25 protein-coding genes are annotated in these 25,767 nt (G+C 71.5%); 14 read left to right on the top strand and 11 right to left on the bottom strand.

Annotation, left to right across the window (positions count from 1 at the left end):
- The first annotated feature begins 1 nt into the window (after position 1).
- The 6 genes from AC1DWC_RS21250 (at position 2) to AC1DWC_RS21225 (ending at position 5,114) form a co-directional block, all read left to right on the top strand.
- Positions 2-1,189, top strand: coding sequence for an ABC transporter ATP-binding protein (locus AC1DWC_RS21250; RefSeq protein WP_477911237.1), 1,188 nt, complete (start codon positions 2-4; stop codon positions 1,187-1,189).
- Positions 1,186-2,094, top strand: a complete 909-nt coding sequence (locus tag AC1DWC_RS21245) for a 2-aminoethylphosphonate ABC transporter permease subunit (protein ID WP_477911235.1) — start codon at positions 1,186-1,188, stop codon at positions 2,092-2,094. Before AC1DWC_RS21250 ends, AC1DWC_RS21245 begins: the two co-directional genes overlap by 4 nt.
- On the top strand, positions 2,069-2,857 hold the full coding sequence (locus tag AC1DWC_RS21240; protein WP_477911233.1) for an ABC transporter permease subunit: 789 nt from the start codon (positions 2,069-2,071) through the stop codon (positions 2,855-2,857). Before AC1DWC_RS21245 ends, AC1DWC_RS21240 begins: the two co-directional genes overlap by 26 nt.
- A gap of 51 nt (positions 2,858-2,908) precedes the next feature.
- Complete coding sequence (locus AC1DWC_RS21235; RefSeq protein WP_477911231.1) at positions 2,909-3,886, top strand: GlxA family transcriptional regulator; 978 nt, start codon at positions 2,909-2,911, stop codon at positions 3,884-3,886.
- A 119-nt stretch (positions 3,887-4,005) separates the two neighbouring features.
- Positions 4,006-4,824, top strand: coding sequence for a dienelactone hydrolase family protein (locus AC1DWC_RS21230; protein ID WP_477911229.1), 819 nt, complete (start codon positions 4,006-4,008; stop codon positions 4,822-4,824).
- Positions 4,821-5,114: an antibiotic biosynthesis monooxygenase gene (locus tag AC1DWC_RS21225; RefSeq protein WP_477911227.1), complete on the top strand. Its 294-nt coding sequence runs from the start codon at positions 4,821-4,823 to the stop codon at positions 5,112-5,114. The genes AC1DWC_RS21230 and AC1DWC_RS21225 overlap by 4 nt, the downstream gene beginning before the upstream one ends.
- A 71-nt stretch (positions 5,115-5,185) precedes the next feature.
- Here AC1DWC_RS21225 and AC1DWC_RS21220 read toward each other — a convergent pair whose 3' ends face one another.
- Positions 5,186-6,691 carry an AMP-binding protein gene (locus tag AC1DWC_RS21220; protein WP_477911225.1) on the bottom strand — a complete coding sequence of 502 codons (1,506 nt, stop codon included), beginning with the start codon at positions 6,689-6,691 and terminating at the stop codon, positions 5,186-5,188.
- Between the two features lie 103 nt (positions 6,692-6,794).
- Here AC1DWC_RS21220 and AC1DWC_RS21215 point away from each other — a divergent pair, with 103 nt between their 5' ends.
- From AC1DWC_RS21215 to AC1DWC_RS21200, 4 genes are all read left to right on the top strand, one after another.
- Complete coding sequence (locus AC1DWC_RS21215; protein WP_477911223.1) at positions 6,795-7,661, top strand: LuxR C-terminal-related transcriptional regulator; 867 nt, start codon at positions 6,795-6,797, stop codon at positions 7,659-7,661.
- Between the two features lie 104 nt (positions 7,662-7,765).
- On the top strand, positions 7,766-9,127 hold the full coding sequence (locus AC1DWC_RS21210; RefSeq protein ID WP_477911281.1) for an APC family permease: 1,362 nt from the start codon (positions 7,766-7,768) through the stop codon (positions 9,125-9,127).
- A gap of 94 nt (positions 9,128-9,221) precedes the next feature.
- A complete protein-coding gene (locus AC1DWC_RS21205) occupies positions 9,222-9,995 on the top strand; it encodes a nuclear transport factor 2 family protein (RefSeq protein ID WP_477911221.1) in 774 nt (257 codons plus the stop codon).
- Between the two features lie 124 nt (positions 9,996-10,119).
- A complete protein-coding gene (locus tag AC1DWC_RS21200) occupies positions 10,120-11,559 on the top strand; it encodes an HNH endonuclease signature motif containing protein (protein ID WP_477911219.1) in 1,440 nt (479 codons plus the stop codon).
- A gap of 222 nt (positions 11,560-11,781) precedes the next feature.
- Here AC1DWC_RS21200 and AC1DWC_RS21195 read toward each other — a convergent pair whose 3' ends face one another.
- The 6 genes from AC1DWC_RS21195 to dxr form a co-directional block, all read right to left on the bottom strand.
- Positions 11,782-12,483, bottom strand: a complete 702-nt coding sequence (locus tag AC1DWC_RS21195; protein WP_477911217.1) for a hypothetical protein — start codon at positions 12,481-12,483, stop codon at positions 11,782-11,784.
- Between the two features lie 46 nt (positions 12,484-12,529).
- Positions 12,530-14,341, bottom strand: coding sequence for a penicillin-binding transpeptidase domain-containing protein (locus AC1DWC_RS21190; RefSeq protein WP_477911215.1), 1,812 nt, complete (start codon positions 14,339-14,341; stop codon positions 12,530-12,532).
- A 90-nt stretch (positions 14,342-14,431) separates the two neighbouring features.
- Complete coding sequence (locus tag AC1DWC_RS21185) at positions 14,432-15,268, bottom strand: GNAT family N-acetyltransferase (RefSeq protein WP_477911213.1); 837 nt, start codon at positions 15,266-15,268, stop codon at positions 14,432-14,434.
- A gap of 65 nt (positions 15,269-15,333) precedes the next feature.
- Positions 15,334-16,491 carry a flavodoxin-dependent (E)-4-hydroxy-3-methylbut-2-enyl-diphosphate synthase gene (gene ispG / locus AC1DWC_RS21180; protein WP_477911211.1) on the bottom strand — a complete coding sequence of 386 codons (1,158 nt, stop codon included), beginning with the start codon at positions 16,489-16,491 and terminating at the stop codon, positions 15,334-15,336.
- Between the two features lie 44 nt (positions 16,492-16,535).
- The gene (locus tag AC1DWC_RS21175) at positions 16,536-17,762 is read right to left on the bottom strand and encodes a M50 family metallopeptidase (protein WP_477911209.1); all 1,227 of its coding nucleotides are present in this window, start codon (positions 17,760-17,762) and stop codon (positions 16,536-16,538) included.
- Between the two features lie 7 nt (positions 17,763-17,769).
- Complete coding sequence (gene dxr / locus AC1DWC_RS21170) at positions 17,770-18,927, bottom strand: 1-deoxy-D-xylulose-5-phosphate reductoisomerase (protein WP_072846331.1); 1,158 nt, start codon at positions 18,925-18,927, stop codon at positions 17,770-17,772.
- A gap of 125 nt (positions 18,928-19,052) precedes the next feature.
- Between dxr and AC1DWC_RS21165 the strand changes: the two genes are divergently transcribed.
- Entirely contained in the window at positions 19,053-19,406 is a 354-nt protein-coding gene (locus tag AC1DWC_RS21165; protein WP_477911207.1) for a zinc ribbon domain-containing protein YjdM, read from the top strand.
- Positions 19,407-19,481: 75 nt separating this feature from the next.
- Entirely contained in the window at positions 19,482-19,751 is a 270-nt protein-coding gene (locus AC1DWC_RS21160; RefSeq protein WP_477843386.1) for a DUF2631 domain-containing protein, read from the top strand.
- A 90-nt stretch (positions 19,752-19,841) separates the two neighbouring features.
- Here the strand turns inward: AC1DWC_RS21160 and rlmN are convergent, their stop codons facing one another.
- Positions 19,842-20,951 (bottom strand): dual-specificity RNA methyltransferase RlmN, encoded by a 1,110-nt coding sequence (gene rlmN / locus AC1DWC_RS21155; RefSeq protein ID WP_477843388.1) that lies wholly within the window; start codon positions 20,949-20,951, stop codon positions 19,842-19,844.
- A 93-nt stretch (positions 20,952-21,044) separates the two neighbouring features.
- Here rlmN and AC1DWC_RS21150 point away from each other — a divergent pair, with 93 nt between their 5' ends.
- Positions 21,045-21,440: a lipopolysaccharide assembly protein LapA domain-containing protein gene (locus tag AC1DWC_RS21150; RefSeq protein ID WP_477911205.1), complete on the top strand. Its 396-nt coding sequence runs from the start codon at positions 21,045-21,047 to the stop codon at positions 21,438-21,440.
- A 3-nt stretch (positions 21,441-21,443) separates the two neighbouring features.
- Complete coding sequence (locus AC1DWC_RS21145) at positions 21,444-22,352, top strand: cation efflux transmembrane domain-containing protein (protein ID WP_477911203.1); 909 nt, start codon at positions 21,444-21,446, stop codon at positions 22,350-22,352.
- Between the two features lie 6 nt (positions 22,353-22,358).
- Here AC1DWC_RS21145 and AC1DWC_RS21140 read toward each other — a convergent pair whose 3' ends face one another.
- The 3 genes from AC1DWC_RS21140 to AC1DWC_RS21130 form a co-directional block, all read right to left on the bottom strand.
- Complete coding sequence (locus tag AC1DWC_RS21140) at positions 22,359-23,699, bottom strand: MFS transporter (RefSeq protein ID WP_477911201.1); 1,341 nt, start codon at positions 23,697-23,699, stop codon at positions 22,359-22,361.
- A gap of 31 nt (positions 23,700-23,730) precedes the next feature.
- Positions 23,731-24,903 (bottom strand): alpha-galactosidase, encoded by a 1,173-nt coding sequence (locus tag AC1DWC_RS21135; protein ID WP_477911199.1) that lies wholly within the window; start codon positions 24,901-24,903, stop codon positions 23,731-23,733.
- A gap of 134 nt (positions 24,904-25,037) precedes the next feature.
- A complete protein-coding gene (locus AC1DWC_RS21130; RefSeq protein WP_477911197.1) occupies positions 25,038-25,763 on the bottom strand; it encodes a class I SAM-dependent methyltransferase in 726 nt (241 codons plus the stop codon).
- Between the last annotated feature and the right edge of the window lie 4 nt (positions 25,764-25,767).

The following is a 25,767-nucleotide window of genomic DNA, read 5'->3' as shown; positions in this document are numbered from 1 at the left end:
CATGGCACGACTGAGCCTGCGCCGGGCCACCGGCTCGGCCGACACCGGGACCCGTGGCGCCGCGGCCACTTCCGCCGCCGCACCCGCGATCACCTTCGACCGCGTCAACGTGGCCTACGGCCGCGGCAAGGGCGCCACCCGCGCGTTGATCGACTTCAACCTGCGGGTGGCCCCCGGCGAGACGGTGGCGCTGCTCGGGCCCAGCGGGTCCGGCAAGTCCACCGCACTCAAGGCGCTGGCCGGCTTCGTCCGGCCGGTCTCCGGCGGCGTCCGCCTCGGCGAGCGGGACGTCACCGACCTGCCGCCGGCCCGGCGGGGGCTCGGCGTCGTGGTCCAGTCCTACGCGCTCTTCCCGCACCTGCGGGTGGCCGAGAACGTGGCCTTCGGGCTGCGCGCGCAGCGGGTGCCGCGTGGCGAGATCGGCGGGCGGGTCTCCGACGCGCTCGCCATGGTGGGAATGTCCGCGTACGGCAAGCGCTTTCCGCGCGAGCTCTCCGGCGGGCAGCAGCAGCGGGTGGCGATCGCCCGGGCGCTGGCCATCCGGCCCGGCGTCCTGCTGCTCGACGAGCCGCTGGCCGCGCTCGACGTGAAGTTGCGCGAGAGCATGCTCACCGAGCTGCAGCAACTGCGGGCGGCGCTGCCGGACACCGCGATGCTCTACGTCACCCACGACCAGAGCGAGGCCTTGGCGCTGGCCGACCGGATCGCCGTGATGCGCGACGCCCGGCTGGTGGACGTCGACACCGCGGAGAACCTCTGGAAGCGTCCGCCGAGCAGCTTCACCGCCGCCTTCCTCGGCGGCGCGAACCTGTTGCCCTGCACTGTGACCCGGGTGATCGGCACCTCCGCTCTGGTCTCGGTGGGCGGCACCCCGGTAACCGCGCTGGCCCCGCAGCCGGCGATCGGCCGGACCAAGTGGGAGTCCGACACCGGCGCCCTGCTGTGCATCCGCCCGCACGCGGTCACCCTCACCGCGCCGTCCGAGCGCGGCACCCTGGCCGCCCGGGTGGTCGGCAGCGTGTGGCGCGGCTCGACCACCCGGCTCTCGGTGGCCCTGGTGGGGCTGCCCGAGTCGCCGATCGAGGTCGACGTCCCCGGGCACGACGAGCGGCCGGTGGGCACCGCGGTGGGGGTTCGCTGCCCGGACGGCGGCGCCGTGCTGGTGCCCGAGCCCGGGTCCGCGTCGTGACCGCCGTCCTCGACGCGCCCCGACTGGACGCGCCGCAGCCGACGCGGAAGGCGCCGCGGAACTGGCGGCCCGTCGCGTGGGCGCTGCCGCCGCTGCTGCTGGTGCTGGGGTTCGCGGTGTACCCGATGGCCCGGGTGCTGGCCGAGTCCACCGTCACCGACGAGGGGCGCGGGCTGTCCACCTGGGGCTCGGTCCTGGCGTCGTCGATGTTCCGCAATGCGTTGTGGCGCACCGTCGAGGTGGCCGCGCTCTCCACCCTCGGCTGCCTGGTGCTGGGCACCTTCCTCGCGCTGGTGCTGGCGTTCGTGCCGTTCCCCGGTTCGCGGGTGGTGGGCCGGCTGATCGACACCGTGCTGTCGCTGCCGTCGTTCCTGATCACGCTGGCGTTCACGTTCCTCTACGGCACCGCGGGCGCCGTCAACGCGCTGATCGCCCGGATCACCGGCGCCGAGTCCGGGCCCCTGAACTTCCTGGCCACCCCGTGGGGCGTGATCGCCGCCGAGATCACCTTCTTCACCCCGTTCGTGGTCCGGCCGCTGCTCGCCGCGTTCACCCAGATGCCGCGTGAACAACTCGACGTCGCCGCCAGCCTGGGCGCGTCGCCGCTGCGGGTGCTGCGGACCGTGGTGCTGCCGGAGGCGTGGCCGGCGCTGATGGCGGGCGGCTCGCTGGTGCTGCTGTTGACGCTCAACGAGTTCGGCATCGTGCTGTTCACCGGCGCCAAGGACGTGGTGACGCTGCCGGTGCTGATCTACACCCGCGGGATCGTCACCTTCGACCTGCCCGGCGCCGCGGTGATCGCGACCGTCCAGGTGGCGCTGTCACTCGCCCTGTACTGCGGCTACCGATTCCTCTTCGCCCGACTGATGGGAGGCAGCCGTGCTGCTGTGGACAACGCGCGCTAGGGGCGCGGCGCTGGCCGTGTTCGCGCTGGTGGTGGCGGTGGTGTTCGTCGCCCCGATCGCCACCGTGATCGCCGCCGCCCTCGCCGGGGCGTGGACGGGGCCGCTGCCGTCGGACCTGGGCGGCGAGAACCTCGGCGCCGCGCTCTCGAACGAGAACCTGGCCAGCCTCTCGGTGAGCCTGCAGACCGCCTTCATCGCCGGCGGGATCGCGCTGTTCGTGGGCACCTGGGCGGCGCTGGCCGCCCGCGAGGCCCCGGCCTGGCTGCGCAAGAGCACCGACGCCGTCTTCCACCTGCCGATCGCGGTGCCGTCGGTGGCGATCGGCCTCGGCCTGCTGATCGCCTTCAACTCGAAGCCGCTGCTGCTGGGTGGCACCAAGTGGATCGTGATCCTCGCGCACACGGTGCTGGTGCTGGCGTTCGCGTTCAGCGCGGTGTCCGCGGCGCTGGACCGGATCGACCCCGCCTACCGGCAGGCCGCCGAATCGCTCGGCGCCGGCCCGGCGCGGGTGCTCACCCGGATCACCCTGCCGCTGCTGCTGCCCGCGCTCGGCGCCGCCGCCGGCCTGGCCATCGCCCTGTCGATGGGCGAACTCGGCGCCACCGTCATGGTGTACCCGGCCACCTGGAAGACCCTGCCGGTCACCATCTTCGGGCTCACCGACCGCGGGCAGGTGTTCCAGGCCGCCGCCGACACCACGCTGCTGCTCGCCGTCACCCTGGTGGCCCTGCTGCTGGTCGGGCGGATCCGCCGCCGCCAGTAGGCGCTGCGCACTCGTGCGCGCTGCCTGTGTCGCTGGTGAACAATGGCGGCCATGCGGATCGGAATCCTGGCCTACGAGGGCTGTTTCGCGGCCGAGATCTTCGTCTTCTCCGACATCCTCCGCATCGCCAACCGCGTGGCCCGGCAGCGCGGTGTCGAGGCCGCGGACCTGTTCGAGGTGTCGGTGATCGGGGCGTCGGACTCCCCGGTGGACGCGGCCGGCGGGTTCCCCATCGGGGTGCGACGGTGGCACCACGGGTTCGACCTGCTCGTGGTGCCCGGATTCGAGTTCGTCCCCGCCGAGGACACCGACGCCCGACTCGCCGGATGGGAACGCGAGGTCGACTTCCTCCGCGCGGCCGCGGTGCGTCGTACCCGGATCGCGTCTGTGTGCGTCGGCGCATTCCTGCTGGGGGCTGCGGGGGCGCTCGACGGGCGCCGGTCGACCACCTCGTGGCTGTACGCCTCGCAGCTGGGTCGGCGCCATCCGCGCACGACGCTGTGCGTGGAGTCGCTGATCGTCCGTGACGGGCACATCACCACGACGGCGGCGTTCAGTGCCTCACTCGATCTCGCGACCGCCCTCGTTCGCGAACACCTGGGCGACGACGTCGCCACCGCCACCGCCCGGGTGACGCTGGTGTCCGAGAACCGGACCAGCCAGGCGCCGTACATCGTCGAGGCCATGGTGCCGGCGGCCGGCGGGCCGTTCGCCGACGAGGTCGGGCGGTGGCTGGTCGAGCACCTGCAGGAGCCGTACAACCTGTCGCGGTTGGCGGGCGAGTTCCACGTCAGCGGCCGGACGCTGCTGCGCCGGTTCGGCGCCGAGGCCGGCCGGTCGCCGTTGGCCTTCCTGCTGGAGGCCCGGGTCCGGGCCGCCAAGCAGCTCCTCGCCGAGACCGACGTGCCGCTGGGCGACATTCCGCGCCGGATCGGCTACCAGGACCCGGGCGCGCTGCGCCGGCTGTTCGTCGAGCGAGTGGGCATCAGCGCCGCCGAGTACCGCCGACAGTTCGGCCGACCACGGTAGGGATGGCGAGATCGGCCGCAAATGTGGCGGCCTGGCCCCTCGCCAACCGGACCGGGAGGCAGACAGGATCATCGTGCTCGCACCGAGCAGACCGATTCGATGCCCAGGGAGTACCGCCGATGCCGACTCGTCAGATGACCGAGGACGACCCGCTCGAGGACTTCGAGGTCCGCACCGTCACCTTCGGCGGCGTCGCCAAGGTAGTCCGGGTGAGCGGCCGGGGCCCGGCGGTGATCGTGCTGCCGGAGATGCCCGGCATCAGCCCGCAGGTCGCGCGCTTCGCCCGCTGGGTTCGCGAGGCCGGCTTCACCGTCTACCTGCCCTCGCTGTTCGGGCGGGACGGCGCGGTGCCACAGGTCGAGGACGGCACCGCCGTCATGCAACGCGCCTGTGTCAGCGCGGAGTTCCGCGCCTTCGGGGCCAACCGGACCAGCCCCGTCACCCGGTGGCTGCGGGCGCTGGCGGGGCTGGTGCACGACGAGTGCGGCGGACCCGGCGTCGGCGCGATCGGCATGTGCTTCACCGGGAACTTCGCGCTGACCATGGTCCTCGAGGAGTCGGTGCTCGCGCCGGTCGTCTGCCAGCCGTCCCTGCCGCTCGACGACCCCGCCGGACTCGAGATCGCACCGGGCGACCTGCGGGCCGTCGCCGACCGCCTCGACCGGGACGACCTGACGGTCCTGGCCTACCGATTCGCCGGCGACAAGTGGTGCCGCGCCGAACGATTCGCCGCGTACTCCGAGGCGCTCGGCGACCGGTTCGTCGGCAGGGTGCTGCCGGACAGCGCCGCCAACCCCACGCCCGCACCGTTCTTCGCGGAGGTGGTCGCCAGCCCGCACAGTGTGGTCACGGCGCACCTGGTCGACGGCGCCGGCGAGCCCACCGCCGCCGCGCGCGACGAGATCCTGACGTTCTTCGCCGATCGGCTCGCGCGATGACCGGCGACGGGCTTTACGTCCTGATCGTCCATGAGGTCGCCGACTACGCCGCCTGGAAGGCGGTGTTCGACGACGCGGCGCCGATGCGCAGGGCGGCCGGGGAAATCGAGTACCGGCTGCTGCGGCAGGAACACGACGCCAACCAGGTCGTCCACTTCTCACGGTGGACGACGCTGGCGGCGGCGAGATGCTTCTTCGAATCCCCCGACCTCGTCCGGATCCGCGCCGAGGCCGGGGTCCGGGCACCGACGTTCCACTACCTGGAGAGCCTGGCGGACGGAACCCTCTGACAGGCGCTGCGCGCCCGTGCGCCTCTCTGGTCCGCATGGGGGCCAGTAGGACTCACGGGCGGCGGAGCCGCCTACCCCTTGCGGAGGAGGTAGCGCTGCACCTTGCCGCTGGGGGTCTTCGGCAGCGCCGGCACGAAGTGCACGGTCCGCGGGTAGGCGTGCGCGGCGAACTTCTTCTTCACCAGCGTCTGCAGCTCCGCCTCGAGCGCGTCGGTGCCCGCGACCCCGTCCCGCAGCACCACGAACGCCTCGAGCACCTCGCCGCGCAGTTCGTCGGGCATGCCGACGACGGCCGACTCGACCACGTCCCCGTGCATCGCGAGCACGGACTCCACGTCGAAGGGTCCGATCCGGTAGCCCGCCATGATGATCACGTCGTCGTCGCGGGAGGAGAAGAAGAAGCGCCCGTCCTGGTCGGTGCTGCCGGCGTCGCCGGTGAGGTACCAGCGGCCGTCCTCGCTGAACCGCTCCGCGGTCTTCTCCGGGGCGTCGACGTAGCCGGAGAACCACATCATCGGGCTGGCGGCGGTGTCGATGGCGACCCGGCCGGCGGTGCCCGCGGTCGCCACCTCGTCCGCGTCCTCGCGCAGCACCGCACAGGAGCCGAGGGCGGTCCGCGACCACGCCACCACGTCCGGGGTCAGCGGCTCGCCCGCCGACGACGCCCGGCGCAGGGTCATCTCGGGCACCGGCCCGGTGTCCGCCCGCAGGCTCCGGTACACGGTGGGCGCGGCGGCGAAGTTGGTGACGCCGAACTTCTCGATCACCTGCCAGGTGAGCTGCGCGGAGAAGCCGGAGTGCAGCAGCAGGCTGCGGCGACCGGCGGCCAGCGGACCGAGCAGGGCGTAGTACAGCCCGTACGCCCAGCCCGGGTCGGCGGCGTTCCAGAACACGTCGTCCTCGCGGACGTCGAGCCCGAACTCCATGTAGCCGTGGAACGACGCGAGCGCGCGCACCGGCACCGGCMCGCCCTTCGGGGTGCCGGTGGTGCCGCTGGTGAACAGCTGCACGATCGGCGCGTCGCCGCCGCGCGCGACCGCCGCGCCCGCCGGGTCGTCCGCCGCGTGGGCGTCGAGCAGGTCCTGGAAGCGGAGCTGATCGTCGGACTGGGGGTCGCCGGCCGCGACGATCACCCGCCAGGACGCGTCGGCCGGGATGTCCTCGCCGGGCGCCAGCTTGGCCAGCTGGTCCCGGTCCGAGAGGACCACCTTGGCGCCGCTGGCCCCGAGCCGGAACGCGATCGCCGGCGCGGCGAACGCGGTGAACAACGGCACGTGCACGGCGCCACGACGCCAGATGCCGAGCAGCGCGACGACCAGTTCCGCCGACTTGCCCATCAGCGTGGCCACGCAGTCGCCGGGCTCGACGCCGAGGTCGGCGAGGGCGGCGGCGAACCGGGTGGACTCGGCGCGCAGCTCGCCGTACGTCAGGTCCCGCGACGAGAGGTCTCCCTCGATCACCGTGAACGCGACGTCGGCCGCGGGATGCCGGTCGCACAACAGCTCTGCCGCGCAGGCCTCCGGGGTGTCGTACCGCTCCAACAGCTCGCGCACCCGCTCAGTGGCGTCGACGCCCATGTCCAACTCCTTCTCCCAGTGGTCCGGCTCGGACCGAACTCTCGTCAGGACCTATGATCTAGCTCACATGACACTTCCACCACCCCCGGAAAGGGGTAGCCGAATGGACTCCCGCACGCCGTCGCTCCTGCGGCCCCGAGACGGCGACGCGCTGCGCGCTGAGCTCCGGCAGACCGCCGCCCTGACGGCCGTCCCGGTCCTGTTCGGCGGCGAGGTGCACGACGGGTCGCTGCACCTCACCGAGTTCCTCGGCACCCGGACCAACGGCCTCAAGGGCCTGGTGGTCCCGCCCGCATCCGGACTCGGCGGCCGCGTCGTGCACCTGCGCCGGCCGTCCGCGGTGCCCGACTACGGCAGCGACCGGACGATCACCCACCACTACGACGGCCCGGTGCTCGGCGAGGGCCTGCGCTCGGTGGTCGCGGTGCCGGTGATGGTCGACGGCGCCTCGCGTGCGGTGCTCTACGCCGCGGTCCGCGAGTCCACCGCGATCGGCGACCGCACCGCCGAGGCGCTGATCCAGGCCGGCCGCCGGCTCGCCGCCGAGATCACCGTCCGCGACGAGGTGGACCGCCGGCTGCGGATGCTCGGCGTGCAGGACGCCGACGCGCCCGCCGTCGACGGTGCCGTCGCCCAGGGCATCCGCGACGCCCACGCCGACCTGCGCGGCATCGCCCAGTCGGTGCCGGACGGCCCGCTGCGCAACCGGTTGCGGGCGGTGGCCGAGAAGCTGGCCGCGCTCGCGGGCGAGCGCGACCCCGAGGCCCCGGACGCGGTCACCCTCTCGCCCCGCGAACTGGACGTGCTCGCCCACATCGCACTCGGCTGCACCAACAACGAGGTGGCCCACCGGCTCTCGCTGCGCCCGGAGACGGTCAAGAGCTACCTGCGCGGCGCGATGGGCAAGCTGGACGCGCACTCGCGGCACGAGGCCGTGGTGACCGCGCGGCGACTGGGACTGCTGCCGTAAGTCGGCGCCACCGACCCGGTGGCCCACACCGAGAGGAGCCGGACGTGACCACTCCGCGACCCACCGAGGACGCCGGCACGCACGAACCCACCCTCCGACGCGTGATGGGTCCCTGGCTGCTGTTGCTGTTCATCGTCGGCGACATCCTCGGCACCGGCATCTACGCCCTCACCGGCCAGGTCGCCAACGACGTGGGCGGCGTGGTGTGGCTGCCGTTCCTGGTGGCCTTCCTGGTCGCCCTGATCACCGCGTTCAGCTACCTCGAACTCGTGACGAAGTACCCGCAGGCGGCGGGGGCCGCGCTGTACACCCACAAGGCCTTCGGCATCCAGTTCTTCACCTTCATGGTGACGTTCGCCGTGATGTGTTCGGGCATCACCTCGGCGTCGACGGCGTCGCGGGCGTTCGCCTCCAACTTCGCCGAGGCCTTCGACTGGGACGTGCGCACCGGCGCCGGCATCACGATCATCGGCATCGTCTTCATGCTCGCGGTCGCGGCGGTGAACTTCCGCGGGGTCAGCGAGTCGGTGAAGCTCAATGTGGTGCTCACCTGCGTCGAGCTGTCGGGCCTGCTGATCGTGATCTTCATCGGCATGTGGGCACTCGGCGTCGGCGAGGGCGACTTCTCCCGCGCCGCCACCTTCGACACCGGGGACCGGTCGGCGCTCGGCGGGGTGATCGCCGCGACCACGCTCGCCTTCTACGCCATGGTCGGATTCGAGGACTCGGTAAACATGGCCGAGGAGTGCAAGGACCCGACCCGGATCTTCCCCAAGGTGCTGCTGATCGGCCTCGTCTCGACGGGCCTGATCTACGTCCTGGTGTCCGTGACCGCGGTCGCATTGGTGCCGATCAACGAACTCGGCGAGGGCGACACCCCGCTGCTGAAGGTGGTCGAGGCGGGCGCGCCGGGATTCCCGCTGGGCATCTTCGCGTTCATCACCATGTTCGCGGTCGCCAACTCCGCGCTGATCAACATGCTGATGGCCAGCCGCCTGCTCTACGGCATGGCCCGCCAGCATGTGCTGCCCTACGCACTCGGCCGCGTGCACCCGTCGCGACGCACCCCGCACGTCGCGATCGGCTTCACGACGGTGCTGGCACTCGGGCTCATCACCGTGGTCGGCGAGGTGCCCCAGCTCGGCGGCACCACCGCGTTGCTGCTGCTCTGCGTGTTCACCGTGGTCAACGTCGCGGTACTGGTGCTCCGTCGGGACGTGGTCGAACACAAGCACTTCCGTGCGCCCACGGTGCTGCCGATCGTCGGCGCGGTCAGCTGCGCGTTCCTGGCCACCCCGCTCACCGATCGTGACCCGGTGCAGTACAAGATCGCCGGTGTGCTGCTCGCCATCGGCGTGGTGCTGTGGTTCGTGACGGTGGCCGTCAACAAGCGCCTCGGGGTGAAGGCGGAACTGCACCCGGAGTTCCTCGGCGAGGAGGGCGTCCCGCCCGGGCCGATGAACTGAGCCCGGCAACCTCGGCACCGCGGCAATTCTGGAACACGTTCTAGCATTCCTGGCATACTCCGTGGAACCGACATCACCGACCACGGGGAGAGCCATGACCGCGACCACCGACACCCTGCTGGCGCTGGCCCACGCCTCTCCCGCCGCAGTCGCCGCACACGACAAGCAGGCCTGGCTCGACCTCTTCGCGTACCGCCACGTGGTCGAGGACCCGGTCGGCGGGCGGCCCGTGCACGGCGGGCTCAGCGACCGCCGCAGCGGCGAGCGCGGCAACGCACCCCTGGCCCGGTTCTGGGAAACCTTCATCGCCCCCAACGACATCCGCTTCCAAGTCGAGCGCGAGGACATCGTCGACGGGCTGAACGTGGTCCGCGACGTGACCATCGAGACCCGGCTGTCCGGCGACGTCACGGCGAAGGCCCCGATGCACCTGCTGTACGAGGCCACCGTCGACGACGGCGCGCCGCGGATCCGCCGGATCGCCGCGCACTGGGAGGTCGGACCGATGTTCGCGCAGGTGGCCGGGGTGTCGCCGGCGAAGCTCCGGGTCGGCGCCGGGATGGGCGCGCGGATGCTCCGACTGCAGGGCCTCGGCGGCTCGCTCGCATTCGGCGCCGCCGTCCGCAGCGTCGGCGCTCCCGGCAAGCGCGCGGTGCAGCGGTTCGTAGAGTCCGCGGCGAGCGGCAACGGCGAGGCGTTGCGGATGCTCGGCGGCCGCACCGTCACCGACCTGACGAAGACCATCGCCGCCGGCGACACGGTCACCGCGTCGTGCACCGTCGACGGTCGCCATGCCGTGCTGTTCGCCTACCTGAACCGAAAGGACCTGCGCGTCATCGACGCCCGCGTGTACTCCCAGACCGCCTGACGCGCGTACGGCACCTGTGCGTGCTTTTGGTCTCCCAGGGGGACCAGAAGCGCACACAGAGAAATGCCGTTCACCTGGCAAAACATCATTGTCTTCGAATAGATGTGCGAGTACCGTGTGGTGTATGGAACTCGTCGAGATGCTCACCGACCCCGCCCGGGTCGAGGCATGGCGACTCGACGAAACCGAGCTCGCCACGACGGTCCCGGAACTGTCGGAGAAGATCCTCGCACTGGAGGCGCTGCGGGTGCGATTGGTACACGAGGCCGACCAGAGATGCGTGCCCAATCACCTCGGCGCCGCCGACACCACCTCATGGCTCTCCGACGCCACCCACATGACCGCCGGCCACGCCGGAAAGATCGTCCGACTCGGACGGGAACTCCCGCTGCACCCGAGGATGGCCGAGGCGCTCGACGCCGGGCGAATCGAGTTGGGTCACGTGCAGGTGATCGTCGACTTCCTCGCCCGACTCGACACCCTCACCACCGACCAGCCGAACGTAGATGCGGTGGAGACGGACTGGAACCACCCCGACCCAGAAACCGGCCGACCCGACGACTGCCAGGCCTACCTCCTCATCGCCGCGCAGCTCGAGAACATCACCGTCCTGCGCCGACGAGCACGTGCGTTGGAGTTGCTCCTGCAGCTCGACGGGACCGTGCCACCCGACGGAGAAAACCCCGAACTCAACGAATTCCACGCCTCCGCCACCTTGGGCGGACGAGTCCACGTCAAAGGCTCCTTCGACGCCGAGACCGGCGAAGCCCTCAACACCGCACTCTCCGGCCTGTCCACGCCCCACCCCAGCACCGACGACGACGGAAACCCCATCCGCGACCCCCGCACCGCAGCCAAACGCCGCGCCGACGCGCTGGAACAGATCATCCGCGGCCACCTCGACAACGCCCGCGGCCCGATCGAGGGCGGTGAACGGCCGCACGTCACCGTCACCATCGACCTCGACGCCCTCAAGGAAGCCGTAGCCAAGACGGCGCCCAGCCCCGCGACCGGCACCTGGACCAAGAACGGCTGGGACTACCACTCCGACAACGCAACCGGACCCACCGACAGCACACACAGCGAGAACTGCTCGGACGTCCGGCCGCCGCGGCACTACCGCCGCAGACGCCACGCCACCATGCCCTGGGCCGGACCCGTCTCCGCGGCCATCGCCGCCCGTCTGTCCTGCGACGCCCAGGTCACCCCGATCTTCGTCGACAGAGAAGGCAACCCCCTCGACGTCGGCCTCACCACCCGCATCATCTCCCCACGACTGCGAAAGGCGTTGGTGGCCAGGGACTGCGGCTGCGCGTTCCCCGGCTGCGGACGCCCCGCCGCATGGACCGACGCCCACCACATCATCCACTGGTCCGCCAAAGGCCCCACCGCACTGTCGAACCTGGTGCTGCTGTGCAAGAAGCACCACACGATCATCCACAAGAACCACTGGGCCGTGGCCATCGGAGATGACGGCCATCCGTGGTTCACACCACCGGCCTGGGTCGACCCGGCACGAAGACCGAGGCCGGCCCACAACCGGCGCACGATCGACACGGCCTGACCCGCAGGCCCAGGCCCCGCACTGCCACCAGGCGAAGACCAGCACCTCCGACAACCGGACCGGTTGCGGCCGAGACACTCGGCCGCGACCGGTCCGAGCTGCGCTGCGAACCTGCCATACCGGCGCCATCGTCGGGGCTCCCCCGCACTGGCGGTCCCCGCTACCGCCGTCACCTGCCGCTCCCGCCGCCTACACCGCGTCACCGACACCGCGGGTCCCGAATCAGCGCCTCTCGCGAAACAACTCGTCGGCCATCGGCGCGTCGACAGCCGCGATCCGCATGTCCGCCCGCTGGGGGCCGGCACCGGCACCGCCGACGTGCCGGACCGACACGCACACCCCGGTCTGCACGTCGAGTCGGACCACCGACTCGGCCGGCGGCGGCCACGGGCCGGGGCCCGGTTCGCCGTCGCCGCAGAGCAGCGAGCAGCATGAGCACCGCGGCTCGTACTCCCCCGTCGGCCGCACCGTCGCCTCCCACGCGGGTCTGCCGTAATGCTCCACCGCGTTCACCTCACGTATCTCGACGCCCGCCGACATTTCCACGGGATCGAGCAGTGCGACCCAGAAGTAATCGTCGTGGAACGGCTCGTCGTAGTCGATGCCGATTCCGTCGGGTCGCTCGAGGACCAAACCGTCTGCGCCGTACACGGGTTCGACGTCCGTCGGCCAGACTCGCGAGACGCGCTCGCCGCCACCATCGGAGTATCGCACCGCCGGCGACGCCGGCGCGGTGACGCCGACGGTGGTGTACAACACCGCACCCGACCCGTCCTCCACCCGCAGCCGATCCGGTCGCCGGATCCACGCGTGCTCGACCTCGCCCGACCGGTCCAGCTCGAACTCGAGCGTGGACCAGCGCCACGGCGAGGAGCGCGCGAGCGCGCGGAACGACTCTGCCAGGGGTTTCAGACCATCGGACACGGTCACAGTGTGGCCCTCGATACCCTTCCGGTCGAACGGGTTTCGTTCAGTACCCGCCCGGCAGCGCCGTGAGCATGTCCCGGGTCACGGCGACCGCGTTGTCGGAGCTGCCGCCCCGCACCACCAGCGTCGCGAACGCGAGATCGCCCCGGTAGCCGACGAACCAGGCGTGCGAGCCGCCGTCGACCTCGGCCTCCCCCGTCTTGCCGTACACCTCACCCTGGTCGGCGATCCGCTCGGCGGTGCCGCTGGTGACCACCTCACGCATCATCCCGCGCAGGCCGTCGACCATCGCGGGGCTGATCTCCGGGTGCGCACCGGAGATCGTGGTCTCCTCGCCGACGATCAGCTGCGGCACCGGCGTCGACCCGTGCGCGACAGTGGACGCCGCCAGCGCCATCCCGAAGGTGCTCACCACCACCTTGCCCTGGCCGAAGCCGTCCTCGGTGCGCTGCACCAGGTCCGAGGCCGGCGGCACCGAACCGGAGTCGGTGGGCAGCCCGGCGACGGTGTAGTCGGGGCCGACGCCGAACTTCGCGGCGGCCACCGTCAACGCGTCGGGCGTCATCTCGCTCGCCAGCTTCGCGAAGGTGGTGTTGCAGGACCGCGCGAACGCAGTGCTCATCGACACCGTGCCCAGCGCAAACTCGTTGTAGTTGGGCACCGTTCGCTCGCCGATCTCGATCCGGCCCGGGCAGCCGACCATGCTGCCGGGCTGGGCCAGTCCGTTGTCGATCGCCGCGCCCGCGGTGATGATCTTGAAGGTGGAGCCCGGTGGGTACAGGCCCGTCGACGCCACCGGCCCGTCGCGGTCGGCGGCCTTGTTCTGCGCGACCGCCAGGATCGCGCCGGTCGAGGGCTGCATCACCACCATCATCGCCTGGTCGGGCCGGGCGTCGACGGCGTTCTGCGCGGCCACCTGGACGGGACGGTCCAGGGTCACCGAAAACGACGGCACCGGTTGGGGTTTGCTCTCGGTGAGCACGTCGATGTCGACGCCGTTCTTGTTCACGGTGACGACGCTCCAGCCGGCCTTGCCGTCCACCTCGTCGATCACCCGCTTCTTGACCTGGCCGATCAGGTCGGGCGCGAACGTCCGGTCGGTGGCGACCAGGTCCGCCTCCTCGACCACCGAGACGCCCGGCATCCCGGCCAGCCTCGCCGCGACGGACTCGTAGTCGTCCTGACGCAGGGTCATCACCGGGTAGACCCCCTTGACCGCGGTCGCCGACTCCACCAGCGACTGGGCGGTGAGGGTCTTGTCGAACGGCGCGAGCGTCGCCGCCAGCGCGGCCCCGACCGAGCCCACGTCGCCGGCCTCCCGCGGGTTGAATCCGATCCGCATGGTCGTGCCGGGCACCAGCACGTCCGAGCCCGCCCGCTCGTTGACCCGGGCCCGCGGCGCCGGGGTGGCCCGCAGCGTCATCGTCTGGGTGTCGCCCAGTTTCGGGTGAATGTCGGTCGCGCTCCAACGCACCCCCCACTGCCCGTCCCGGCGGCCCATCTGCAGTTCGCCGGTGTAGGTCCAGACCCGCTCCTTGGGCAGGTGCCACTCGTAGGTGTAGCCGACGGTGGCGGTGTCCCCGTTCACCCGGACGGTCCCGGTCGACGCGGTGAGCGATTCCGCCTGCAGGTTCTCCCATGCCGAGTCGAGGGCCGCCTGCGCGGCATCCGGACGGTCTGAGAGGTCCGCCGCGCGGCCGGTGTCGCGTTCCGCGACGGCGGTGAGGAACTGCTGTGCCACCGGTTCGGGCCCGGCCGGCTTGGGCGTGCAGGCTGCGAGGCCGACGGCAAGGGCCCCCGTCACGACCAGGACGACGGGCGGACGGAGGCGGCGGCGGACGGTTCGGGAGATCATCGGTGCCCATCCTAGGGGTGGGCCGACGGCGACAGGGCAAGGCGCGCATGGCCCGTCACCGGAGGACCCCGCCGCCCGGGCCGGGCGGCGTCAGTCCATCAGGACGGTGGCGAACGTGGCCACCTGGCTGAACCCGACCCGGTCGTAGGTCTGCCGGGCCGCCCGGTTGAAGCTGTTCACGTACAGGCTCGCGATCCGACCCGAGTCGACGACGGCCTGCGAGACCGCCGCGGTGCCCGCGCCGCCGAACCCCTGTCCGCGGAACCGCGGATGCACCCACACGCCCTGGATCTGGCCGACCTGCGCGGACATCGACCCGACCTCGGCCTTGAAGATCACCTTGCCGCCCTCGAACCGGGCCCACGCCCGCCCTGACGCGATCAGCCCGGCGACCCTGCGGCGGTAGCCGCGGCCGCCGTCGCTGGCGCGGGGGTCGATGCCGACCTCCTCGATGAACATCGCGACGGCGGCCACCAGGTAGGCGTCGAGCTCGTCCATCCGCACCAGCCGCACCCGCAGGTCCGGCGCGATCGCCGGCGGCCCCGCCAGCGCGAGCAGTGGCTGCTCGGCGCGAACCTCCCGGGCCGGGCCCCAGTCCGCCTCGAGCATCTCCCACAGCGGCATCGTCAGCTCGGCGCGGCCGACCAGCGAGGAACACATCCGCGGCACCCGGCAGGCGCGGTCGGCGAACGCCCGCAGGTCGCTCGGGTTGCCGCGCAGCGGCACCAGGTTCGCGCCGGAGAAGCACAGCGACTCCGCGGGCCCGCCACGGCTCCACAGCTCCCCGTTGATGGCGCGCGGCTCCACACCGAGGTCCTGCACCCGAGCCGCGACCATGCACGTCGCGATCGGGTCGGCGTCGAGCACCTGCAGCACGTCGGCGCGGTCCCGCGTGCCGAGCTGCCTGGCACCGAGCAGTTTGAGCACCCAGTCACCCCCGGGTCCGTCGGAAAAATCGTGTGGACGTGTGACGCCCACCATACGGTGCTGTCCTAGCTGACGGTCACGACCGGCGTACCCGAGTCGGAACCGTCACCCATTTCCTCGGCGATGCGCATCGCCTCCTCGATCAGCGTCTCCACGATCTTCGCCTCGGGCACCGTCTTGATGACCTTGCCCTTTACGAAGATCTGTCCCTTGCCGTTGCCGGACGCGACGCCGAGGTCCGCCTCGCGGGCCTCACCCGGACCGTTGACGACGCAGCCCATCACGGCGACGCGCAGCGGGATGTCCATGCCCTCGAGCCCGGCCGTCACCTCGTCGGCGAGGGTGTAGACGTCCACCTGCGCCCGCCCGCAGGACGGGCAGGAGACGATCTCGAGCTTGCGCGGCCGCAGGTTCAGCGACTGGAGGATCTGGGTGCCGACCTTGATCTCCTCGGCGGGCGGCGCGGAGAGCGAGACGCGAATGGTGTCGCCGATGCCCTCGGACAGCAGTGCCCCGAAGGCGACCGCGGACTTGATGGTGCCCTGGAACGCCGGACCCGCCTCGGTCACCCCGAGGTGCAGCGGGTAGTCGCACTTGGCGGCCAGCTGGCGGTACGCCTCGACCATGACCACCGGGTCGTTGTGCTTGACGGAGATCTTGATGTCACCGAAGCCGTGCTCCTCGAACAGGCCGGCCTCCCACAGCGCGGACTCGACCAGCGCCTCCGGCGTGGCCTTGCCGTACTTGGCCATCAGCCGCGGGTCCAGCGAGCCGGCGTTGACGCCGATGCGGATCGGGATGCCCGCGTCGCCCGCCGCCTTCGCGACCTCCGCGACCCGGCCGTCGAACTCCTTGATGTTGCCGGGGTTCACCCGCACCGCGGCGCAGCCGGCGTCGATGGCCGCGAAGATGTAGCGCGGCTGGAAGTGGATGTCCGCGATGACCGGGATCTGGCTCTTCTTCGCGATGGTCGCGAGCGCGTCGGCGTCCTCCTGGCGGGGGCACGCGACGCGGACGATGTCGCAGCCCGACGCGGTGAGCTCGGCGATCTGCTGCAGGGTCGCGTTGATGTCGTGGGTCTTGGTGGTGCACATCGACTGCACCGAAACCGGCGACTCGCTGCCGACGCCGACGTTGCCGACCTTGAGCTGGCGGGTCTGGCGGCGGGGCGCGAGCACTGCGGCCGGGCCGGCGGGCATGCCCAGTCCAACGGGGCTAGTCACGGGGTGTGCCTTCTTTCGTCGCTACAGGAAAAGTCTAGTTCTTGTCAGAAGATCTTGATCGGGTTGACGATGTCCGCGGTGAGCGTGAGCAGCATGAATGCGCCGCCGAGGACGATGACCACGTAGGTCAGCGGCATCAGTTTCGCGTAGTCCACCGGCCCGCCTGCGGGCAGCCCACGGCGGAACCGTAATGCGTTGCGGATCTTCTCGTAGATCGCGACCGCCATGTGCCCGCCGTCGAGCGGGAGCAGCGGCACCAGGTTGAAGATGCCGAGGAAGAAGTTCAGCGTCGCCAGCAGCAGGACGAAGGTCTCCCAGTTGCTGGCCTCGGCGGCCTGACCGCCGATCACCGAGGCGCCGACCACGCTCACCGGGGTGTCGAGTCCGCGCTCGCCGCCGGTGACGGCGTGCCAGAGGTCGACGACCTTGCTCGGCATCTGCACCAGGCCCTCCACGCTGCGCGCGAAGATGTCGCCGGTGAAGTCCGCGACGGCCGGGACGGCCGCCACCGCGGAGTACTTCACCAGTGGCGGCGGCGCCTTGATGCCGATGGCGCCGACCTCCTGGGAGATCGGCGGCCGGGGCGCGGCCTCGGTCGACTCCGGGTCGTTGACCCAGCGCTGGGCCTGCTGGACCTGCACCGGGACGCTGACCGTCCGCCCGTCGCGGTCGACGGTGAATTCAGCGGTCCCGGTCAGCGGCTGGGTCGCCAGCACCACGTCCCGGAAGGTGGAGGTGGGTGTCCCGTTCACGGCGATCACGACGTCGCCCGGTTCGATGCCCGCGGCCTGCGCCGGTCCCACCCCGTCGCACTCCGCGAGCGCGAAGTCGGGTCCGGGGCCCTGGCTGGGAGAGACACAGGTGACGCCGTCCACGACGGCCCGCGTCTCGGGGTTCGGCAGGCCCCAGCCCATCGCCAGCACGAAGACCAGCACGGTGCCGAACACGAAGTTCATCGCGATGCCGCCGGACATGACGACCAGCCGCTTCCACGTCTTCTGCTTGTACATCGCCCGGTCGACCTCGTCGGGGGCGAGCTCGTCGTGCATGGTCATGCCCGCGATGTCGCAGAACCCGCCGGCCGGGATGGCCTTGAGCCCGTACTCGGTCTCCCCGCGCCGGAAGGAGAAGATCTTCGGCCCGAAGCCGATGTAGTAGCGACGCACCTTCATCCCCAGCGCGCGGGCGGTCCACATGTGGCCGGCCTCGTGCAGCGCGATGGAGACGGTGATGCCGAGTGCGAACAGCACCACTCCCAGTACGAACACCATCTGTGGTCTAGCCCTCCTGCTCGACGAGCTCGTGTGCCCGCGCCCGCGCCCAGCCGTCCGCGGCGAGCACGTCGTCCACGGTAGCCGGTGCGGCGCTCCACCCGTCGCCACCTGCGAGAACGCGTTCGACCGTGCGCACGATCGCCGGGAACCGCAGCGCGCCGTCCAGGAAGTACTGGGCCGCGACCTCGTTGGCGGCGTTGTACACCGCGGTCAGGCAGCCCCCGGCCTTGCCCGCGGCGCGGGCCAGGTCGACGGCCGGGAAGACCGTGGCGTCCAGGGGTTCGAACGTCCAGGTCGCCGCGGTGGAGAAGTCGCAGGCCGCGGCCGCGCCGGGCACCCGGTCCGGCCAGCCCAGGGCGAGGGCGATCGGCAGCTTCATGTCCGGCGGGCTGGCCTGGGCCAGGGTGGAGCCGTCGGTGAAGGTCGCCATCGAGTGCACGATCGACTGCGGGTGCACGGTGACGTCGATGCGGTCGTAGTCGATGCCGAACAGCAGGTGGGTCTCGATCAGCTCGAGCCCCTTGTTGACCAGGGTGGCGGAGTTCAGCGTGTTCATCGGGCCCATCGACCAGGTCGGGTGCGCCCCGGCCTGCTCGGGGGTGACGGCCTCGAGCGCGTCGGCGGTCCAACCGCGGAACGGTCCGCCGGAGGCGGTGAGCACCAGCCGGTCCACCTCGTCGGCGCGACCGCCTCGCAGGCACTGCGCGAGCGCCGAGTGCTCGGAGTCCACCGGCACGATCTGCCCGGGCGCCGCGGCGGCCGTCACCAACGGACCGCCCGCGACCAACGACTCCTTGTTCGCCAGCGCGAGCCGGGCACCCGAGGCGAGGGCGGCCAGGGTCGGCGCGAGGCCGAGGGAGCCGACCAGCGCGTTGAGCACCACGTCGGCCGGCGTCTCGCGGACCAGTTCGGTGACCGCGTCGGGGCCGCTGAGCACCCCGGGCAGGTCGAGCCGCGCGGCAGCGGCCGGGTCGGCGACGGCCACCCGGGTGACGCCGGTGGCGCGGATCTGCGCGGCCAGCAGGTCGATGTTGCCGCCGCCCGCGGCGAGACCGACCACCTCGAACTTGTCGGGGTTGGCGGCGATCACCTCGAGAGCCTGGGTGCCGATGGAGCCGGTGCTGCCCAGCAGCAGGACGCGAGTCGGTTGGTTGTCAGCCACGCGTCCATTGTTCCTGACGGAGCCTGAGAGAATTACACAGGTGCGCACAGGATTCCCCACCCACGTCGGCGGGGAGCGCTCCGGTGCGACCTCTCCCCCCCGCCGCCTCCCCTACGATGACCCGCATGGACGAGACCCTGCCGCCGTGCCCCCAGTGCTCCTGCGAGTACACCTACGAGATGGGTGCCCTGCTGGTCTGCCCGGAGTGTGCGCACGAGTGGGCGCCGGCCGCCGCCGACGCCGCGGAGGACGCCGGTGACGGGGTGGTCCGCGACGCGGTGGGCAACGTCCTCGCCGACGGCGACACGGTCACCGTGGTCAAGACCCTCAAGGTCAAGGGCAGCCCGACCGGCATCAAGGCGGGCACCAAGGTGCGCAACATCCGCCTGGTGAACGGCGTCGGCGATCACGACATCGACTGCAAGGTCGACGGCATCGGTCCGATGCAGCTCAAGTCCAGTGTGGTCAAGAAGGTCTGACCCAGCTAGGTACGACGCCCGGTCGTATGCCACGATATGCACACACGCACACCCGTACGATCAGGAGGATCGACCGTGGCCGCCACCGAGCTGGACCCCAGCGTCAACGAGCCCCTCGTCGCCGCACACGTCGACACCGCAGAAGTTCCGTCCGCAGCCTGGGGCTGGAGCGGCGAGGCGCCGCGGCTGTTCCGTTTCCTCGGCTGGTTCTTCGCCGCGTTCCTGCTCCTGTACACAATCGGCAACCACGAGGGCAAGGTCGAGGACCTCTGGCTCGTCGGCATTTCCGCCTTCATGGTGTTCCTGCTGGTCCGTGACATCCTGCAGCGCCGCAAGCCGCGGTAGCGACCAAGACACAAACGACTGCGGCCGCGCGGTTCCCCTCGGGGAACTGCGCGGCCGCAGTCGTTGCATTCGGTGCCGCGGGAGGCGGCGTCAGTTCTCGGCGGCGAGCTGCCCGCAGGCGGCGGCGATCTCCTGGCCGCGGGTGTCGCGGACGGTGCAGGAGACGCCCTGCGCGATGACCCGGCGCACGAACTCACGCTCGACGTCCTTGGGGCTGGCGTCCCACTTGCTGCCCGGCGTCGGGTTCAACGGGATCAGGTTCACGTGCACCCGCGAGCCCAGCGCCTTGTGCAGCTTCTTGCCGAGCAGGTCGGCCCGCCACGGCTGGTCGTTGATGTCGCGGATCAGCGCGTACTCGATGGACACCCGGCGGCCGGTCTGGTCGGCGTAGTACTTCGCCGCGTCGAGCACCTCGGCGACGGTCCACCGGTTGTTCACCGGGACCAGGGTGTCGCGCAGCTCGTCGTCCGGGGTGTGCAGCGACACCGCGAGCGTCACCGACAGGCCCTCGTCGGCCAGCTTGCGGATCGCCGGCGCCAGCCCCACGGTGGAGACGGTGACCGAGCGCTGCGAGAGCCCGAGGCCCTCGGGCGCGGGCGAGGTGATCCGGCGCACCGCCGCCACCACCCGCTTGTAGTTGGCCAGCGGCTCGCCCATGCCCATGAAGACCACGTTGGACAGGCGTCCCTCGCCGCCGGCGACCTCGCCGTCCCGCATCGCGGCGGCCGCCGCACGCACCTGGTCGACGATCTCCGCGGTGGACAGGTTCCGGGTCAGGCCGGCCTGACCGGTCGCGCAGAACGGGCAGGCCATGCCGCAACCGGCCTGGCTGGAGATGCACAGCGTCGCCCGGTCCGGGTAGCGCATCAGGACGCTCTCGAGGAGCGTGCCGTCGTTCGCCTTCCACAGCGTCTTGCGGGTGGTCCCCTCGTCGCAGGCGACGTGCTTGACCGGGGTGAGCAGCGTCGGGAACAGCGCCGACCCGACCTTCTCCCGCACGGCGGCGGGCAGGTCGGTCATCTTCTCCGCGTCCGCCTCCAGCCGGGCGTAGTACTGGCGGGCCAGCTGGTCGGCGCGGAATGCGGGCAGTCCGAGTTCCTTGACGGCCTCGCGGCGACCCTCCGCGTCGAGGTCGGCGAGATGCGTGGGCGGCATGCCTCGGCGCGGGGCATTGAACACGAGCGGGACTGGAACAGACATAGTGCCTCCCAGTGTCCCATCCCCCGGCCGCGACATGCGAATTCCAGGTGAGATGAGCGTGCAATCACACATCCGGTGCGTGATGATGTGGCCATGGCACAGACCGAAGGACCCGACCCGGACCCTCGCCTCGGCCCGACCGACGACACACCCGGGCCGGCCCCCGAGCCGGCATCGGAACCGGCCCCGCCGGTGACGCCCGAACAGGCCGCACTCGACCGACACACCAGCCTGGGACACACCAAGGCCGCCGCGACCTGGACCGGCCTGGTCATCGGCGCGCTGGTGCTGGTGCTGCTGCTGGTGTTCATCCTGCAAAACCTCGACCAGGTGACGCTCAACGTGTTCGTGTGGGAGTTCTCGCTGCCGCTCGGGGTCAGCCTGCTGCTCGCCGCCATCGCGGGCGCGCTGATCATGGCCCTCGCCGGCGGGGTGCGCATCGCGCAGATCCGCCGCGTCGCCAAGAAGTCCCGTACCGCGGCGCGCTGACCGTTGGCATCCACCTCCGACGCCGCGAGGCGGGAACAGTCGGTCCTGCGGGTCTGCCTGGCGGCGTCCGCCGGCCTCGCCGCCCTCGCCGTCTGCTGGGGGCTGGTCTCCGGCTCGCAGGTCATCCTCCTCGACGGCGCCTACGCCCTGATCGGGATGGGCCTGACGTGGCTCTCGCTGGTGACGTCCCGGGTGGCGGCCTCGGGTCCGACGGCCCGGTACCCGTTCGGCCGGGAGTCGCTCACGCCGGTGGTCGTGGTGGTCCAGTGCCTCGCCCTGTTCGGCACCCTCGCCTACGCGGCGGCCGAGTCGGTCCGGGTGATCCTCGACGGCGGCGGCGAGGTCGCCGGCGGCTCCCTGCTCGGCTACGGCCTGGTCACCGCCGTGCTGTCGGCGACCGCGTACCTCTACGTCCGCGCCGCGGCCCGCGGGTCCGACCTGCTCGGCGCGGAGGCCCGCGGCTGGCTGTCCGGGACGGTGTTCAGCGCGGTGATCGCCGTCGGCGGCGTCGTGGTGATGGTCCTGCAGCGCACGGCCTGGTCCGACGCGGACCGCTACGTCGACTCGTTGCTGGTGTTGGTCACCTGCGCGCTGCTGCTGCCCCAGCCGGTCACGATGCTGCGGTCGGCGATGGTCGAGATCCTCGAGGGCGCACCGACGGACGCCGTGCAGGAACCCGTGCACCGCGCGATCGCCGAGGTCCGCGCGACGTTCGACCTGCCCGAGCCGGAGACCTCGATCAGCAAGGTCGGCCGCAAGATGTACGTCGAGGTGGTCTTCCTCGACCCGCCCGGCCTGTGGGAGATCACGGACGAGGACGCGGTCCGCCGCGCCCTGATCGGGCGGCTGAAGGAACTGCCGTACGAGCTGTGGGTGAACGTGGAGCTGACCACCGACCCCGAACTGGTGTGACCGGGCTCAGGCGACGCCCTTGATCCGGTAGACGAGCACCCCGGCGAGCACCGACAGCGCCCCGGAGAGCAGGTACAGGCCGGTGTAGCCGCCGAGGGAGTTCACCATGACCGCCGCGACCACCGGCGAGAGCACGTTCGGCAGCGCGATCGCCAGGTTGATGATGCCGATGTCCTTGCCGTTGCTCTCGGCCGCCGGCAGCACCTCCGTCACCAGGGCGAAGTCGACCGAGGTGAACACCCCGGTGCCGAGCCCGAGGATCACCGCCGCCAGCACCGTCACCGGGAAGCTCGGGACGAAGGCCATCAGCAGCGTCGCGACCGAGATGAAGAGGGCCGACGCCGACACGAAGACCCGGCGCCGCCCGACGCGGTCGGAGATGACACCGGCCAGCACCACCGTGACGAAGACCGACAGCGCGTAGACGACGGTGAGGACCAGCACCCCGTCGCTGACCCGGAGCCCGCCACCGGTCGCCGCGTCGTCGCGGGTCAGGCCCACCTCGTCCTGCAGGTAGTAGAAGAGGTAGAACAGCGCCGTCGCGGTGCTCAGGGTGGCGAGGAACCGGGTCAGCCAGGCCCAGCCGAAGTCCGGGTACCGGCGCACGTCCACCCAGTAGCAGGCGAGCAACTCGGCGAACCGGAACGGCGGCCGGTCGACCGGGGCGAGCGGGGTCTCCCAGCGCGAGAAGACGAACGGCAGCATCGCCAGGACACAGGCGGCCGCGCACAGCAGGTACCCCACCGTGATCCCCAGCGGACCCGCCCACACCGCGGTCGCGACGGTGCCGAGAGCGGTGCCGGCGACGACGGCGAGGGTGTAGGCGAATCCGTACCAGCCGGAGACCACGCCGCGCTGGGCGACCGGCACGTGGTCCGGCACCGAGGCCGACAGCGGCGAGATGACCGCGTTGATCGCGGTCTGCATCGCCACCCAGCTGAGCAGCACCGCCGGCAGCGACTGCGCGAACCCGGTGGCCACCAGCCCGGCCGCCACCACCACCATGCCCCCGGCCATCCACGGGGTGCGCCGACCCCAGCGGGAGGCCGTGCGATCGGACAGCGCGCCCCACAGCGGCGTCGACAGCAGCGCGAAGATGCCCGCGACGAAGCCGATGACGGCGAGGTTGGTCTCCTTGCTGGTGGCCGAGAAGAACCACGGCGCACCGTCTGTCAGCCGCTCCACCTGCGGCGACATCAGCACCTGCGTCGGACCCGACCACGCGATGTTGATGCCCACGTACGCGAGGGTGAACATCGTGATCCACCCGCGTGACGCCCGCGTGGTCGGTGCCGCGACGCGCTGCGGCGCGGTGGGCGCGACGGACTCGGGCGGCGAAACGGGCATCGGGATCCCTTCGGGCGACGGTGTGCCCGCGTCATCCGGACGGGGAACGAACCAGCACCATCTCACGAGACTGCAGCGGCCACATGCCTTTCCGGTCGCGGACCGGGTGCCCGGTCCAGACGTCGACGCTGTCGGCGGCGAGCGGGCACAACACCTTGCCCTCGGGCAGCACCAGCGCGTCGTCGCGGACCTGGAGCGAGACCTCGCGTCGGCCCCGGTTGAGCACCCCGTACGCCACGCCGCCGCTCAGCTCGCGGCGCCACACCTCGACGCGCCCGAACCGTGCGACCCGCTCCCCCTGCCTGCCGAGCGCGTCCTGGGAGATCGCCAGCACCCCGGCATGGGTGAGCAGCCGGCGCGTCTGCTCCGTCATGGTGCGCAGGTCGTTTCCCGCGAACAGCGGCGCCGCCAACAGCGCCCACAGCATGAGGTGGCTGCGGGACTCCACCTCACCGAGCTCGGGGTTGCCCACCTCGAGCATGTCGGGGTCGTTCCAGCCGCCGGGGCCCGCGTGCCGGGCCAGGCCGTGCTGACGGTCGACGAGCCGGAGCACCGAGCGCCAGCTCGGACCGATGTCCCCGGTGGTGCGCCACAGGTGCCCGTACTCTCCCGCCCACTCCCACGGCCGGGTCTGGCCGTACTCGGAGATGCTGTAGACGATCGGCCTGCCGGTGTCCGCGAGGGCCGCGGCCATCCGCTCGAAGGCCCCCCGGTGGTCGAGTCCGGTGCCGCCCCGACCGGCCCGGCACCAGTCGTACTTGAGGTAGTCGACGCCCCATCCCGCGAGGGTGTCCGCGTCCAGCTGCTCGTACCCGAAGGATCCGATGTCGCGCGCCGGGTAGCGGTCGTAGATCATCGCGCACGTCTTGCGCCCGGGCGCCAGGTAGAGGCCGAACCTCAGTCCGCGGGCGTGGATCTGCTCGCCGAGGGCGGCCATCCCGCTCGGGAACCGTCGGGGGTGCGAGCGCAGCCGGCCGTCGTCGCCGCGGGCGAAGGCCTGCCAGCAGTCGTCGACCACCAGGTACCGGTACCCGGCGTCGCGCATCCCGCTCTCGACCATGGCGTCCGCGGTCGCCAGGACGACCTCCTCGGTCAGGTCGTAGCAACGGAAACGGTTCCAGCTGTTCCAGCCCATCGGCGGGGTGGGCGCGAGGGCCGGGTCCTTGCCCGGCGCCGTCCGCCCTGCGGTGTTGCCTGCACTCACGCGAGACCCCTTGGCACTATGACACTTTCGACGGACCCGTCAGAGTTCAGGGCGAACAGTAACGACGAGGAAAGGCCTCCGCAGCCAATGGACTCAGATTGCCAACGGGCAATTCGGTTTCGGGACTTCGACGCTCAGAGCACAAGGCCGGCCGCCGCGCGCCGGGTGTGGATCCGGTAGCCGACCTCGAGCGCCAGCCCGGGCGTCTGCGCGAAGGCCCGCTCCGCGGTGCGTTCGGTGAACTCGATGCCCAGCACCGACCGCATCGCCTCCCGGCTGTCGAACTCCCAGCGGGTCCGCACCCGCACCAGCCCGAAGCCCTGCGCGGCGAAGAACGCCTCCACCTTCGCCGGGTCGTAGTGCGGCAGGTCCGCGCGCATCCACTCGCCGTAACCGCCGACCGTGGCGTCGAGGTCCACCACGGCGAGGACGCCGCCGGGCCGCAGCACCCGCATCGACTCGACGATCCCGGCGCCGCAGCCGGGGCCGAAGAAGTACGCGGTTCGCGCGTGCACCACGTCGACGCTGTCGTCGGGCAACGGGATGCGTTCGGCGGACCCGGCGAGCACCGTGACGGGCGGCTCGGCGGCGCGGACCCGGCGCAGTGCCAGGTCCACCAGCGGGCGGTGCGGCTCGACCCCGGTCACCGACCGGGCGTCGCGCGCGAACTGCGGCAGGTGGAAACCGGCGCCGCAGCCGAGGTCCAGGACGTCGCGTCCGGACCAGTCCGCGACGTCCCGCAGCGCCGCGAAGATCGCGCCGTCCGCGTCCTGTGCCCGGTTCTCCACCTCGTAGATCTCCGGCCAGTGCCAGATGTTGGGGCTGGGGATCGGGCCGGAGCCGGCGCGCGCGGGTCTCATGGCG

Source organism: Rhodococcus sp. P4_C10, from assembly GCF_056402135.1.
The sequence above is the reverse complement of the archived record's forward strand: the minus strand, read 5'-3'. Positions and strand labels throughout refer to the sequence as shown.